The organism is Shewanella vaxholmensis, from assembly GCF_031932135.1.
Taxonomy (GTDB): Bacteria; Pseudomonadota; Gammaproteobacteria; order Enterobacterales; family Shewanellaceae; genus Shewanella; species Shewanella hafniensis.
This window is the reverse complement of the sequence record NZ_JAUOEV010000005.1, coordinates 186,640-201,678: the sequence shown is the minus strand read 5'-3', so window position 1 is coordinate 201,678 and position 15,039 is coordinate 186,640. Positions and strand designations below refer to the sequence as shown.

Below are 15,039 nucleotides of genomic sequence, written 5' to 3'. Positions count from 1 at the left end.
TGAGACATCCTCAAATGACAGACAGTGTGGGAGTTGTACTATGTGTTCAATCTTTTCGATTTTAGATATCCAATCTGATGCCAAAGAACTGCGCCAAGTCGCGCTAGAAATGTCTAAGCTAATGCGCCACCGTGGCCCTGACTGGTCAGGTATTTATGCCAGTGATAAGGCAATTCTTGCCCACGAACGTTTAGCCATTGTTGACATTGAACACGGTGCTCAGCCACTGCTGACCGAAGATGGCAGTTTAATCCTTGCGGTCAACGGCGAAATCTATAACCACAAAGAATTGAAAGCCCAGTTAGGCGATAAGTACAGCTATCAAACCAACTCTGACTGCGAAGTAATCTTGGCGCTGTATCAAGAATATGGCACTGACTTCCTTGATAAATTAAACGGTATCTTCGCCTTTGTGTTATATGACAAAGCCCAGGACAGATACCTTATCGGCCGCGATCACATGGGTATCATCCCGCTATACACAGGCCGTGACGCTGCGGGTAACTTCTATGTTGCCTCTGAAATGAAAGCGCTGATGCCAGTGTGTAAAACGGTAGAAGAGTTCTTACCGGGCCAGTATCTGTATTCAAAAGATGGTGAAGCCGTTAAATACTATAGCCGCGATTGGCAAAGCTATGATGCAGTTAAAGATAACCCAGCCAGCCAAGAAGAATTACGTGACGCATTAGAAGCGGCGGTCAAACGCCAATTAATGTCAGACGTACCCTATGGTGTGTTGCTATCAGGCGGCTTAGATTCATCGATCATTTCCGCCGTGACGCAAACCTTTGCGAAACGCCGCATTGAAGACGATGGCGAAACCAACGCTTGGTGGCCACAGTTGCATTCTTTTGCCGTCGGCCTTGAAGGTGCGCCAGATTTAATCGCTGCCAAAAAAGTCGCAGATGCCATTGGAACTATTCACCATGAGATCCATTTCACCTTCCAAGAAGGCTTAGATGCGATTAAAGAAGTGATCTATCACTTAGAAACCTACGATGTCACCACCATACGTGCCGCGACACCTATGTATTTAATGGCGCGTAAAATCAAAGCCATGGGCATTAAGATGGTGTTATCGGGTGAAGGTGCTGACGAGCTATTTGGCGGCTATTTATACTTCCATAAAGCGCCAAACGCACAGGCATTCCACGAGGAATTAGTCCGCAAACTCGATAAGCTGCATCTGTTCGATTGTCTGCGTGCCAACAAAGCTATGGCCGCTTGGGGATTAGAAGCCCGTGTGCCCTTCCTCGATAAAGAGTTTATGGATGTGGCGATGCGCATCAACCCAGAAGCAAAAATGTCTAAGGATGGTCGTATCGAGAAACACATTCTGCGCCAAGCCTTTGAGCATAAATTGCCAAAAGAAGTGGCGTGGCGTCAAAAGGAACAATTCAGTGACGGCGTAGGCTACTCTTGGATTGACGGTTTGAAAGAACAAGCTGCAGCGCGGGTGGATGATTTACAACTGGCAAACGCGAAATTCCGTTTCCCATACAACACGCCAGAAACCAAAGAAGCCTATTTCTATCGCTGCTTCTTTGAAGAACATTATCCATTGAGCGGCGCCGCTGAAACGGTTCCAGGTGGTAAATCCGTCGCCTGTTCAACGCCAGAAGCGCTGGCTTGGGACGAAAGCTTACGCGGCATTATCGACCCATCGGGCCGAGCAGTACGCTCAGTGCACACCTCAAGTTATTAATGGTCTAACGTTGATGAGCTTGATTAATCATATAAGTTAATTAACTAGATTGATGCACAGGTTAAGATAGCCAACCACAAAAGCCACCCTAGGGTGGCTTTTGTATTTCAATGCAGTTTACTTTTATTGCTTACTCACGCACTACATTGTGGCTTAACTCGAAACCAAGCTAGGCCGACAGCGCACTAAATGGCTGGATTTGAGAGTTAGCTTGAGAGTGAGCTTGAATGTGGGTTTGAGTGTGAGCGTTGGTTTGCACTTGAGTTTGAAAATAAGCATTACTCTGCGTCAACGCCATCGGATCTAAGCTTAAAAACTGCTTTCCGGCATTCATGCCCGCATGGTAATCATGGCGCAAATCCGCATCGGTACTGCCCAGTAACTTACTCTGCAAATTTTCAGCGGCAAAAATCTGCACTATCTCCACATCCTCTGGCGGATTAGCGATAAAATCCAATTCATCCTGATAGGCTTGCTCGTGCTGCACTAGATAATCTATGGTTTTCGGGCAAAAACCAGAAACACAAATCCACGATTTTAGCTTGTGAACCCAAGCCGATTGCGCCTGAAAGTCCTCATTCACTGTGCGGATCACCACAATTTTGCGGGCACCACGACGATAGGCCTCACGCACAGGTAAAGGCGCGGCTAAGCCGCCGTCGAGATAAAAATCACTGCCAATACCTTCGCTTGATGCTACACCGTGAGCAGAGGCACTCTTATCAGAGGCGCCATGTTCAGCCGCACCGTTATTACAGGCCTTATCACTATTACAGGCATTATCATTTAGCCAAGGCGTGAGTTTCACCCCTTGTTTATACAGAAATGGTAATGCGCTAGAAGCTTTAAGCAATTCGCGCCACTGGCTTTTACTGCTTGGACTTAAAAAATAACCCTTGCGATCACTGGCATTCGTAGTTGTGATAAGTAACTGCCGATGACCGAGTGAGGCTGTCGCCGCATTAAGATCTAATTTGAACATCCCTTGTCGAGTCTGCTCAAAATACCAATCTAAATCGACCACATTGCCACCAACTAACCCGCGACCGAGTCGATAGAAGCGTTTATGGCGCGATAAACCGCGGATCAAACGTTTGGCATAACCTTTCTGACGGGCCAAAAAACTGCTGAGATTCTGTGAGCCAGCAGAAGTACCAATAAATAAATCAAAGGGATCGAAGCCGTCATCAAGCCAAGCATCGAGCACGCCTGCGGTGAAAATACCGCGTTGACCACCACCTTCTGCAATCAAGGCCACCTGTGGGCTAGCGTTAGATTGAGCGTCTTTGGAGGCTAAGTGGCTGACGGCGTGCATAGGGAAACCTTATCGAATAATTCATATAAGGCGAGTCTAAACAAGACGGATTAGAAAGGATAACGGATAGAAGCTATCATCTTAATAGGAAAATACTATTAAGATAGTGTACAAGCATTAGCCGGTGATGATAACGACAGCAAATACTGGCAGAAATAATGGCAATGATGAACAAGGTTAGGCAGGTTAGCTTGTTCGTCATCCTTAACGAACAAGCTATTTTCACATCAATGCATTAAAACTTATGACTCAGTTCAAGGGTGATATTACGTGGCTCACCGGGGAAATGGCCATTACGCTCACTAAAACCACTAACGGCATATTCTTTGTCGAAGATATTTTTAAGATTTAAGCGAACTTGAGTTTGATCCCACTGAGTCGTCCAGCTCATGTCAAAAATCGTATAGGGCTTCACCGTTTGGCCATCGAGGCTGAACTGTTCACCCACGTAATCCATACCAAAGGCAATCGCCGAATCGATTGCATTGATATCGTAACGAGTCCATATTCCCGCTTGATGACGCGGCGCATTGGCAAAGTGCTTACTATCAAAAGTATTGGTTAAACTGTCGTTAGTGACTCCTTTAACCACTTCGGTCTCGTTATAGGCATAGTTTGCCGTGACAGTCAGGTTATCGGTTAAATCCCCCACCAGCGTCCATTCAAGGCCTTGACTGTGTACTTCACCCAAATTAAGTAAAGCGGGAATACCATCGTCATCGCCAGTATTTAAAGGGTTAGCTTGAGCGACATTTTGTTTTTCAATGCGATATACAGCGAGCGTGGTCATAAACTGGCCATCAAGCCACTCATTTTTCATCCCAAGTTCAATTTGATTACCCGTTTCTGGATCGAGGAAACCGTCAGCAATATCTTGTGCTTGATCGGTTAAAGATGCTGGATTAAAGCTCTCAGAGTAATTCAAATAAAAGGACATTGAATCAATTGGGCGATAATTAAGCCCTGCCCTTGGCGTTATCGCTGAAGGAGAAACCAGTCTTTTTATCATAATCGTCAAACTGGCTGAAACGCAGACCCGCAATCAATGACCACTGATCGTTAAAGTGCAGATGTTCCTGCACATACACGCCATAGCGGTTAGCGCGAGTGCCATCGGTATTTTTGTCTTGCAGCGTGTAAGTACTTGGGTCAGTTTCACCATAATTAAGGTCAAAAATATTCAGGTTGCCAACACCTGTTTTATCCGTCGCCAACTTGTAGCTATATTCGGTTTCCACATAGTGATAATCGCCACCGAACAGGAACTCATGTTCAAAACCTAAGGCATCGAATGCATAAACAAAATCATTGGTTAAACTGATTTCATCATTTGCCCGTGCTTGCACTCGGTATTCACGCTTAATGGTGCCATCTGCACTATTGGCTTTACCATCACCATTTACATCGACCCAACCTCTCGATTCATGATATTGCTGCGTGGAATCATTATTCAGATAGCGGATCTGCGTCTTGACCGAGAAATTATCGGTAAATTGATGATCGAGAATCGATTGCAGCACCAGTGCATCCATCTTCTGGAAGTCACTCTTCTCATTGGCATTATAGGATGGCGCAACAAGGAAATTACCGTCATTATCGACAGGCACACCGCGCAGTCGATTGCCGCCTAAATCCTGCTTAATGATATCGAAGGTCGTGGTGAGCTTAGTATCATCACTGATTTCGTAGAGTAACCCACCCGCCACTTCGGCATTTTGGCTATCGGCATTATTTCGAAAGCTATCTTCCTGCTGATAATAGGCGCCAAAGCGATAGGCAAGATTTTGGGTTAAGCCACCGGTGAAATCCAGCGAGCCGCCCATCATATCCTCGCTGCCCGTACTTAAGGTCAGCTCTTTACTCTCGACAAAGGTTGGTTTTTTAGTGACATAGTTGATCATGCCGCCGGGTTCACCGCCGCCATAAAGTGCGGATGCAGGACCTTTTAACACTTCAACCCGCTGCACGTTAAAGAGTTGCGGCACAGAAAATCCCGAATAGGGATCGCCCCTTACGCCATCATAAAAGACGTTGGCATCGTCACGGAAACCGCGAAAGGTTACGCCAGAATAACTAAACTCACTCACACCCGCGATTGAGCGATATAAATCGGTAATATTGCGCGCCGCTTGGTCGACGATTAACTGCTCGGTCAGCACTTGCACCGACTGCGGCAATTCCATCACATTAATCGCCGTCTTAGTGCCAACCGTCGTTTCTTTATCGACGTACATTTGCATTGCACGGCCATGGACAGCAATACGCTCAGGTGCTGCGAGTTTTATCTCCCCATCAGCTGCGGATTGAGTCGATACAGGACTGGGGACTGGTGAGCTCGTAGACAAGGTCTGCTGTGGAGCCTCTTTATCGAGTACAGTTTCAGCGGCGAATGCCGACTGATGTTGAGCGAGTGCAAGTGCAATTAATGAGTAGGCGAAACGAGTCTTCACAGAATGTTCCCAGCGCGAGCGCATAAAAATGGCATAAACCAAAGGGTTTACAAATGTATTCAAACGAATTGTCCGTCATTATAAAGAATGATTTACGAATGACAGTAATTATCATTTGAATTTACACAATTGTGAAACGCGTTTAATAAATCATCGACATCAACCCACATAATCCTCGTTATGTTTGGTTATGACTCAAACGAAAGAGAGCGCCAGTAACACAAACCTTCGATGGAAGTTTTAATGTGGAATGAAATAGAGACTCACAGCATCAAGCTGAGTATTTGCGTGCAGCTTAATAAAAACAATAAGTTAAAAATTTAAACGATATAAAAATAAAAACCAGCGACAAGACGCTGGTTTTGACTGTTGTTGAGCTGTTTTTAAGCAAAGGCTTAACTCAGCCTATAAGGTGAATGCTTAAAAGATAGCTTCATCCAATTGAGTTAGCATTTCACTCGCCTGCTCAATTTGCTTACGCAGACTGCGACCTTGCACCGCCCAGTAAGCCATGTAGAAATCAGCAGTTTTCAATTTAGCTTGGTAAAATGCGGTTTCTTCGGTGCCCTGCTCCAACGCCGCTAATGCCACCGCGGCACTTCTGGCCCACATCCATGCCAGTGCAGTCACGCCGAACAACTCCAAATAAGCCATAGACGCTGCGCCGATAATGTCAGGATTGGTCGCTGCCTGCGTAGCTAAATAACCGCTAGCCTTTTGCAAATCACCCGCACAATCCATTAAACCACTCACATAGGGTTGCATCGCCGCATTCGTGCTATGTGACTTAATAAACTCTGTCACTAACGCCGACCATTGCTGCATCGCCGCGCCGCGGTCGCTAAGCAGCTTACGCCCCACTAAATCCAATGCCTGAATACCGTTAGTGCCTTCATAAATCAGCGCAATACGGCTATCACGCACAAATTGCTCCATGCCCCACTCATGAATATAACCATGCCCACCAAACACTTGCTGTGCATCAACACAGGCATTAAAACCACGGTTAGTGATAAAACCTTTCACTACGGGCGTGAACAGTGCCGCTAATTGGGAAGCAACTTTGGCCTTGGCTGGATCGGTATGACGCTCGGCTTCATCGAGCCACAAAGCTTGTTGTCCAACTAAGGCTCTTGCGCCTTCATTAAAGGCTTTTTGCGACAGCAACATGCGGCGCACATCGCCATGAACCAAAATCGGATCGGCAGCTTTTTCGGGTGCTTTGGCACCGCTTAAGGCGCGGCTCTGTAATCTATCTTTGGCATAGGCCAGCGCATTTTGATAGGCAATCTCAGAGACGCCCAGCCCTTGCACGCCCACACCTAAACGCGCTTGGTTCATCATAGTAAACATGGCTCGCAGTCCTTGGTGTGGCTCGCCGACAAGCTCACCCAATGCACCTTCAAATACCATTACACAAGTTGAGTTACCGTGAATGCCCATCTTATGTTCAAGGCCACTGGCATATAAAGTGTTCGGTGCGCCTAAACTACCATCGTTATTCACTAATACTTTAGGCACTGCGAACAAAGATATGCCCTTCACGCCTTCAGGCGCATCCGGCAAACGAGCTAATACGAGGTGCACTATGTTGTCGGTGAGTTGATGATCGCCTGAGGAGATAAAAATCTTCTCGCCAGTAATGGCAAAAACGCCTTCGGATACTGGCACGGCTTTGGTGCGTAATAAGGCTAAGTCAGTACCGGCGTGGGACTCAGTCAAGTTCATGGTTCCCGTCCATTCACCGCTGACTAATTTGCTTAAATATTTTTGCTTGAGCGCATCACTACCGTGGGCATGGATGGCGGCATAGGCGCCATGGGTCAAACCAGGATACATGGCAAAGGCCATGTTGGTTGCCGTTTGTATCTCAGTTGCAAAAATCCCCACGACTTCGGGTAGACCTTGGCCGCCATATTCAGGATCGCAGGTCAGCGTCGGCCAGCCATTATCAACAAATTGCCGATAGGCATTATCAAATCCTTCCGGGGTAATCACCTTGCCATCTACCAACTTACAGCCTTGCAGATCGCCGACACTATTGAGCGGCAGCATGACTTCAGTACTAAAGTCAGCCATACCTTGCAGGATCGCATCAACAAGATCTGGATCGATTTCATCGAACCCCTTAAGAGCATCTTGCTGATAAATATGTAACATTTCATTGAGGATAAATTGATAGTCGCGCAGCGGCGCTTGATAGACTGGCATAATCGCTTCCCTTTTCTTGTTAGACTGCAACTCAACTAAGTGATCTGACCACTTTGGTGCTCTGACCACTTTAGCTAAATCTGCCGAAAAAGAAAGCACCCCAACTATCAGCAAAGATTTTTGTTTACACAAACGAACAGCGAAACCGTAAATTGATCGCAACAAAGCCTTATGTTATCGCGGAAAACTTTGTAAGCTAACTGCCTGTTTTTCTGATATGCCAGCAGAGTTAAGGATATTGCTACTATGGGTTCTGTCACTACTAAAAAGCACGCCAACGGGCTCGATTATGTCGAAGTGAATACGGCGTTATGTCAGGCAAGAATTTTTTTGCAGGGCGCGCAAATAGACTATTTTCAACCCGTAGGAAAACCACCTTTGCTGTGGGTTTCATCGGCTGATGATTATCAACCCGGTAATGGGATCCGTGGCGGTGTGCCCGTATGCTGGCCTTGGTTTGGCATGAGTAGTGAAGCAAACTTCCCCCAACACGGTTTCGCCCGTACCCGCATTTGGGCGCTGGAATCGGTAGAAATGCGTAATCAGTTAGTGGATTTACGTTTTAGCTTAAAGATCAGTGAGCAAGATAAAATTTATTGGCCGCATAACACTCAAGTCAGCGTGTTATTCACCCTAGGCGACACCCTGAGCATCAGTCTTGTGAATACCAACTTAGGCGATGAAACCGTGACGCTTACCCAAGCGCTGCACACTTATTTCCCGATTGAGGATATCCACCAACTCAAAGCGAGCGGTTTTAGTGGCTCAAAATACATCGAATTTGCTGAGGGGCCTTATCCACAAACCACGGATGAAGTGCGCTTTGATCGCGAGACAGATCGTGTCTATACCGATCTCGGCCCTGTGCAATTATTGCATACGCCGCAGGGAATAATCGAAGTCAGCCGTGAAAACAGCCAGTCCGCCGTATTATGGAATCCATGGATTGAAAAGTCACAACGCCTTGGCCGGTTTAATCCAGAAGATTATTTGACCATGGTCTGTCTAGAAGCGGCCAATGTTTTAGAAGATAAAGTCGTGCTTGCCCCAGATGAAACCCACAGTTTAGTGACGCATATTCGCTGGAAAGACTAACGATTTAATATCCTAGTTCTTAAAATCTAGAGCTTAAAATCTGGAGCTTAAAATCTGGAGCTTAAAATCGAGAGCTTAATATCTAGTTCTAAATCCTAGTCAAAAAACGATACAAACATAAATGCCCAGTTCGATTTGCCAACGCAATCGGGACTGGGCATTTTTATCACTGCGAAATCTGAGTGTTTATCACTCCGAAAGCCAAGTTTTTATCACTTCGAAACCAGAGTTTCTATCACTACAAGACCTCAGTTTTTATAACGATGAAACTTAAGATAAAGCTTATTTCGCCGATTTCTCTAGGCGCGCCAACAGGCTAGACGTATCCCAACGGTTACCGCCCATGCCCTGTACTTCTGAATAGAATTGATCGACTAACGCGGTTAATGGCAAGTGTGAACCATTGCGGCGGGCTTCTTCTAAGGCGATACCTAAATCTTTACGCATCCAATCGACGGCAAAACCAAAATCATAGCTTTGGCCCCACATGGTTTTGTAGCGATTTTCCATTTGCCAGCTTTGCGCCGCGCCTTTACTGATCACTTCAATCACTTTCTTGCCATCGAGTCCTGCCTTGCGCGCAAACTGTAATGCTTCAGCTAAACCTTGCACCACGCCCGCGATACAGATTTGGTTCACCATCTTAGTTAACTGACCTGCACCAACCTCACCTAAACGCTCGGCGCAGCGGGCAAAGGCTTCAATCACAGGTTTAACACGGGCAAACACAGCTTCATCGCCGCCAACCATCACAGTCAAGGCGCCATTTTCGGCGCCCGCTTGACCGCCCGACACAGGCGCATCGAGGAAATCAATGCCCTTTTCCGCTAACACTTGATGAAGCTCACGAGCGACATCGGCCGAAGCCGTAGTATGGTCAACCAGCACTGCGCCCTTTTTCATCCCATGAATAACGCCATCACTGCCTAATACCACTTCACGCAGATCGTTATCATTACCCACGCAAGTAAACACAATATCTTGACCCTCTGCCGCTTCCTTTGGCGTTGGGCAGCAGCGTCCGCCATAGGTGTCGACCCAAATTTGTGCCTTGGCAAAAGTGCGATTATAAACAGTGACCTCATGGCCTTTGTTCAATAAATGCCTCGCCATGGGATATCCCATTACGCCTAAACCAATAAATGCGACTTTTGCCATGAAGTGATCCTCAAATAGGTAAACAAGGTGAATCAAGTAGAAATTGCTGAATCGAGTTGTATTTCGTCTGCCCAATATGTTACCGCTAAACCCTCAACAACAAATACTAATAAAGTGCCAGTAAGTGTTTCAATCTATGGGTTCAATTACGGATGTTTATTTAGGGAAATAGGCAGTGAAAAATAATGGCGGCAGTTTAGCATTCATCCCGCATAGCGTCAGGTTGAAATCGGACCGACAGGCAAACGCACTTTTCGGCAGAGACAACAAAGGCGCCTTAAGCGCCTTTGCTGATTTAATTTATGGGGCTATTTCACCACATGGGCTTCCATTTCGGCGCCAATCTTTTTACGCATTTCCATCAAGCGTAGTGCAGAATCCCGCAAATGAATATCATGTTCCGTCTGTGGTATCCACTCAGGCACAGGCGTAGGTAGGCCATCTTCATCAACTGCAACCATGATCACAATACAATGGGTGGTGAGATGACGCTCAGAAACTTTAGGATCGCCCGCTCGCACATCGATACCGATATGCATAGAAGTTTTACCCGTATAAATCACTTTTGCGCTGACTTCAACGATATTGCCCACCAAAATGGGTTGCACAAAACGAATACCGCCCGCATAAGCAGTAATACAATATTTACCACTCCAACCCGCTGCACAGGCATAGGCCGCGAGATCGATCCACTTCATCACAGCGCCACCGTGAACTTTACCACCAAAATTTACATCCGCAGGCTCTGACAAAAATCTCAGGGTACTTTGTCTATCGATACCAGCCATATAACCTCAACTTATTCAGCCACTGTGGCTCAATGTCTTCGTGCAATAAGCTGAGTTTACGATAGAAATCCCCAATAGCGTAAAGATAATTACGATTGGCCTCGCCAAAGAATTCGATTTAACCAAAGTGACTAATAAGCACGCAGCAAAGCAGTAAACTCGGCAGGGCTAAGCGGTAAAGCCATAGCTGTAGCGCGCTGCTAACAAATCGTGTGCCCTTCGCAAAAGTGTACACACCTAAGCCAAGCATGAAGAAACCCAGCACTTCAAGACCCGAGGACATATTGCTGTCGCCACCGACATTAATCGCCGTCACCAATAAGGCAAACCAGACGACCACATAAGCGGCTATTGCTAAGGTAAAAGTCTTGATCCCTATGTCCATGTTAGGGTGCCAGACTTTAAATTCACCGCGGATCAATTCGGTCAGATTGGCCGTTAATGCGCCGATGAGGGGGACAAGCGGGATCACCGCAGGGTTTAACATGACACACTCCATCAAGATTAAATATATCTGTCATTATCTGTGGCCAATAGAATTAAACAAGCTTGATGAACAAAGGTTAACGTTATGGATATCAGTTAGTTAGAAAGTGATTCTTATCACAATAAAGGCGTGAAATAATGCTACTCAATTCACAATCTCAATGGATTTTATCCATAAAAAATGCGCCCTCAGGCGCATTTCTTCACTGTCTTTTTCTCACTATCAATGCAAGTTTTACACTTTCTTAAACAGTAATGAACCGTTAGTCCCACCAAAGCCGAAGGAATTACACAGAGCGTAATCCATCTTCACGTCACGGGCAGTGTGGGCGACAAAGTCTAAATCACAACCTTCATCTGGATTATCCAAGTTGATGGTTGGCGGTACGGCTTGGTCGCGCAGTGCTAGTAAGGTGAAAATCGCTTCAACTGCACCAGCAGCACCTAAGAGGTGACCCGTCATCGATTTAGTCGAGCTAACCAGTACTTTATAGGCGTGGTCGCCAAATACAGACTTAACCGCTGCCGCTTCTGCTTTATCACCCGCTGGCGTCGACGTACCGTGGGCGTTGATATAGCCAATTTGCTCCAGTGATAACTTAGCGTCATTAATGGCATTGACCATAGCCGCAGCAGCGCCAGCACCGTCGCTTGGAGGCGATGTCATGTGGAAAGCATCACCGCTCATACCAAAACCGACTAACTCGCCGTAAATGGTCGCACCGCGCGCTTTAGCGTGTTCGTACTCTTCCATCACCATCACGCCCGCACCGTCACCGATCACAAAACCATCACGGTCTTTATCCCATGGACGACTTGCCGCAGTCGGATCGTCATTGCGTGTCGATAATGCTTTCGCAGCACCAAAACCTGCCACGCCTAAAGGAGAAGTGACATCCTCAGCACCGCCCGCAACCATCACGTCTGCATCGCCATAGGCAATGGTACGCGCCGCAAAACCGATATTGTGCACGCCCGTAGTACAAGCGGTCGTCACGGCGAAATTGGGTCCTTTCATGCCAAACATGATCGACAAGTGGCCCGAAATCATATTGATGATAGTGCTAGGTACAAAGAAAGGAGAAACCTTACGCGGGCCACCATTCATCAATGCGCTGTGGTTTTGTTCAATTAACCACATACCGCCCATACCTGCACCAATAGCAGTACCGACACGACCTGGGTTTTCTTTGCTCATATCCAGACCTGAGTCTTGGATAGCTTGAATGCCAGCCGCCATACCGTATTGAATAAAGAGGTCCATCTTACGGGCATCTTTTTTCGTTAAGTATTGCTCAATATCGAAATCTTTTACTGAACCACTGAAACGAGTGGTAAATTCACTGGCATCAAATTTGGTTATCGGTGCAATACCACTCTTACCCGAAAGCAAAGCCTTCCAAGTAGTATCGACAGTATTGCCCACTGGAGTTACTAACCCCAAACCGGTTACCACTACACGACGTTTAGACACGGCAGTCACCTTTAAATGCTAAATTTTTTAGTTCTGATAGATAAAACAAGGCTTTCTATCATTAGACAATTTCTTAAATAACTTTATTTAGAACAATTCGCCAATCTGCGGCGAGCATCTCGTGGATAACAATTAAAACACGATCCAGAGACGATTGAATGGCACGGAGGCAGAATTTGACGGGGGTAAAACAAAAACAGGCGGCAAAAATGCCGCCTGTCTTCAAGAATTCAGAATTACTGATTCTTAGAAACGTAGTCGATCGCTGCTTGAACAGTAGTGATCTTTTCAGCTTCTTCATCAGGGATCTCGGTATCAAACTCTTCTTCCAGAGCCATAACCAACTCAACAGTGTCCAGAGAATCTGCACCCAGATCGTCAACGAAAGATGCCGCTGGCTTAACGTCTTCTTCTTTAACGCCCAGTTGCTCTACAATGATTTTCTTTACACGTTCTTCGATGTTGCTCATTAGTTTTCTTTCCTATTCAAATTACGCACTTGCGTAAGATTGCGAGTAGTTTATTAGATTTGGCTGACAATGCAAGCTTAGTTTTCGTGGTCTAACCACGAAATTTCACTATCAATTGATACAGATCACTACTCAGTTGCGACAGAAATCCCTGCCATTCGCCCTTAAACCATGTACATGCCGCCATTCACATGCAAAGTTTCGCCTGTGATGTAAGCGGCTGAGTCCGAGGCCAAAAAGAGCACTGCATTGGCAATTTCTTGCGCTTGCCCTAATCGTTCCATCGGAACCTGTGACATGATAGCTTTTTGCTGCTCTTCGGTCAGCTCATCTGTCATATCGGTCTGGATAAATCCAGGAGCGATAGCATTAACTGTAATTTGACGAGATGCAACCTCTCTTGCAAGAGATTTTGTAAATCCAATCAAACCTGCCTTTGCTGCCGAGTAGTTAACTTGACCTGCATTGCCCATGGTGCCTACCACTGAACCGATATTGATGATTCGGCCAAAGCGCTTTTTCATCATGGTACGCATCACAGGTTTTGATAGTCTAAATAACGATGTCAGGTTAGTGTCGATAATATCCTGCCATTCATCATCTTTCATCCGCATCAGCAGATTATCACGGGTTATACCCGCGTTGTTGACTAGAATATCAACATCACCGGCTTTTTCTTTGATCGAGGCGAATAAATGTGTAACAGATTCACTATCTGTGACATTAAGCACTAAACCAAAACCTTTGTCACCCAGATATTCTTGGATAGCCGCAGCGCCCTTCTCACTGGTTGCGGTTCCAATAACCACAGCACCGGCTTCGACCAGTGTTTCAGCGATCGCACGGCCAATACCGCGGCTCGCACCAGTCACCAAAGCCACTTTGCCAGTTAAATTCAGGTTGAAACTCATATAAACTCCTTACTCAGTTAATGCTGCTAATGAAGCAACATCATTAACCGCTTGGGCTGATAGTGATTTATTAATTCGTTTTGCTAATCCTGTCAATACTTTACCAGGACCACATTCCACCAGTTGGGTAATGCCTTTTTGGGCCATTAATTCAACAGTTTCGCTCCAGCGGACAGGACAATATAACTGACGTACTAATGCATCTTTAATGTCATCAGCAGAGGTGGGTGATGCCACATCAACGTTATTAATCACAGTAATCGTTGGGGCATTAAACTGTACATCATTTAATGCCACGGCCAGTTTATCCGCCGCAGGTTTCATTAATGCGCAGTGTGATGGCACGCTGACAGGTAAAGCCACCGCCATTTTAGCACCCGCAGCTTTACAAGCTGCAGCAGCGCGCTCAACGGCGTCTTTTTGACCCGCGATAACCACTTGACCAGGACTGTTGAAGTTGACAGGGCTCACCACGTCACCTTGAGCCGCTTCGGCGCAGGCATTGGCGATACCGTCATTGTCTAACCCAATAATGGCATACATTGCGCCTGTGCCAGCGGGAACCGCTTGCTGCATCAGCTGACCGCGTAATTCCACCAACTTAATTGCGTCTTTAAAATCCATGACTCCGGCGCACACTAAAGCAGAATATTCGCCTAGGCTGTGACCCGCTAACATGGCCGGCATAGATTTACCTGAAGCCACGTAGGCACGCCAAATCGCCACGCTCGCCGCTAATAGGGCTGGCTGGGTTTTATCGGTTTCATTTAAGCTTTCAACGGGACCTTGCTGAACCAATACCCACAGGTCATAACCTAAGACGTCACTCGCCTCGGCAAAGGTTTGCCCAACAACGGCGTGTGATTCGGCAAGCTCGGCTAACATGCCTAGAGCTTGTGAACCTTGGCCTGGAAATACAAAAGCAACATTTTCCATATTCAAATTACCTATGGCTAACTTAATTTATTGAAAATCA

General features: G+C 46.3%; 11 protein-coding genes and 1 pseudogene. 2 read left to right on the top strand and 10 right to left on the bottom strand.

What is annotated here, in order from left to right; genetic code table 11:
• Positions 1-40: 40 nt before the first annotated feature.
• Complete coding sequence (asnB, locus tag Q4Q46_RS07145) at positions 41-1,705, top strand: asparagine synthase B (protein WP_006087458.1); 1,665 nt, start codon at positions 41-43, stop codon at positions 1,703-1,705.
• 169 nt (positions 1,706-1,874) lie between these two features.
• Here asnB and Q4Q46_RS07140 read toward each other — a convergent pair whose 3' ends face one another.
• The 3 genes and pseudogenes from Q4Q46_RS07140 to Q4Q46_RS07130 form a co-directional block, all read right to left on the bottom strand.
• The gene (locus Q4Q46_RS07140; protein WP_311905590.1) at positions 1,875-3,020 is read right to left on the bottom strand and encodes a patatin-like phospholipase family protein; all 1,146 of its coding nucleotides are present in this window, start codon (positions 3,018-3,020) and stop codon (positions 1,875-1,877) included.
• A gap of 235 nt (positions 3,021-3,255) precedes the next feature.
• Positions 3,256-5,494 (bottom strand): annotated as a pseudogene (locus Q4Q46_RS07135) (TonB-dependent siderophore receptor).
• A gap of 396 nt (positions 5,495-5,890) precedes the next feature.
• Positions 5,891-7,681, bottom strand: a complete 1,791-nt coding sequence (locus Q4Q46_RS07130; protein ID WP_311905589.1) for an acyl-CoA dehydrogenase C-terminal domain-containing protein — start codon at positions 7,679-7,681, stop codon at positions 5,891-5,893.
• Between the two features lie 246 nt (positions 7,682-7,927).
• Here Q4Q46_RS07130 and Q4Q46_RS07125 point away from each other — a divergent pair, with 246 nt between their 5' ends.
• Positions 7,928-8,776, top strand: coding sequence for a D-hexose-6-phosphate mutarotase (locus Q4Q46_RS07125; protein WP_311905588.1), 849 nt, complete (start codon positions 7,928-7,930; stop codon positions 8,774-8,776).
• Positions 8,777-9,058: 282 nt separating this feature from the next.
• On the opposite strand, the gene Q4Q46_RS07120 is transcribed toward Q4Q46_RS07125, so the two are convergent.
• From Q4Q46_RS07120 to fabD, 7 genes are all read right to left on the bottom strand, one after another.
• Positions 9,059-9,934 carry an NAD(P)-dependent oxidoreductase gene (locus Q4Q46_RS07120; protein ID WP_311905587.1) on the bottom strand — a complete coding sequence of 292 codons (876 nt, stop codon included), beginning with the start codon at positions 9,932-9,934 and terminating at the stop codon, positions 9,059-9,061.
• Positions 9,935-10,242: 308 nt separating this feature from the next.
• On the bottom strand, positions 10,243-10,722 hold the full coding sequence (locus tag Q4Q46_RS07115; RefSeq protein WP_105252855.1) for an acyl-CoA thioesterase: 480 nt from the start codon (positions 10,720-10,722) through the stop codon (positions 10,243-10,245).
• A 118-nt stretch (positions 10,723-10,840) separates the two neighbouring features.
• Positions 10,841-11,209, bottom strand: a complete 369-nt coding sequence (locus tag Q4Q46_RS07110; RefSeq protein ID WP_012088890.1) for a hypothetical protein — start codon at positions 11,207-11,209, stop codon at positions 10,841-10,843.
• A 234-nt stretch (positions 11,210-11,443) separates the two neighbouring features.
• Positions 11,444-12,682: a beta-ketoacyl-ACP synthase II gene (gene fabF, locus Q4Q46_RS07105; RefSeq protein ID WP_311901069.1), complete on the bottom strand. Its 1,239-nt coding sequence runs from the start codon at positions 12,680-12,682 to the stop codon at positions 11,444-11,446.
• 236 nt (positions 12,683-12,918) lie between these two features.
• The gene (gene acpP, locus Q4Q46_RS07100) at positions 12,919-13,152 is read right to left on the bottom strand and encodes an acyl carrier protein (protein ID WP_006081231.1); all 234 of its coding nucleotides are present in this window, start codon (positions 13,150-13,152) and stop codon (positions 12,919-12,921) included.
• Positions 13,153-13,316: 164 nt separating this feature from the next.
• Entirely contained in the window at positions 13,317-14,063 is a 747-nt protein-coding gene (gene fabG / locus Q4Q46_RS07095; RefSeq protein ID WP_006081230.1) for a 3-oxoacyl-ACP reductase FabG, read from the bottom strand.
• A 9-nt stretch (positions 14,064-14,072) separates the two neighbouring features.
• Entirely contained in the window at positions 14,073-14,999 is a 927-nt protein-coding gene (fabD, locus tag Q4Q46_RS07090; RefSeq protein WP_311905586.1) for an ACP S-malonyltransferase, read from the bottom strand.
• Between the last annotated feature and the right edge of the window lie 40 nt (positions 15,000-15,039).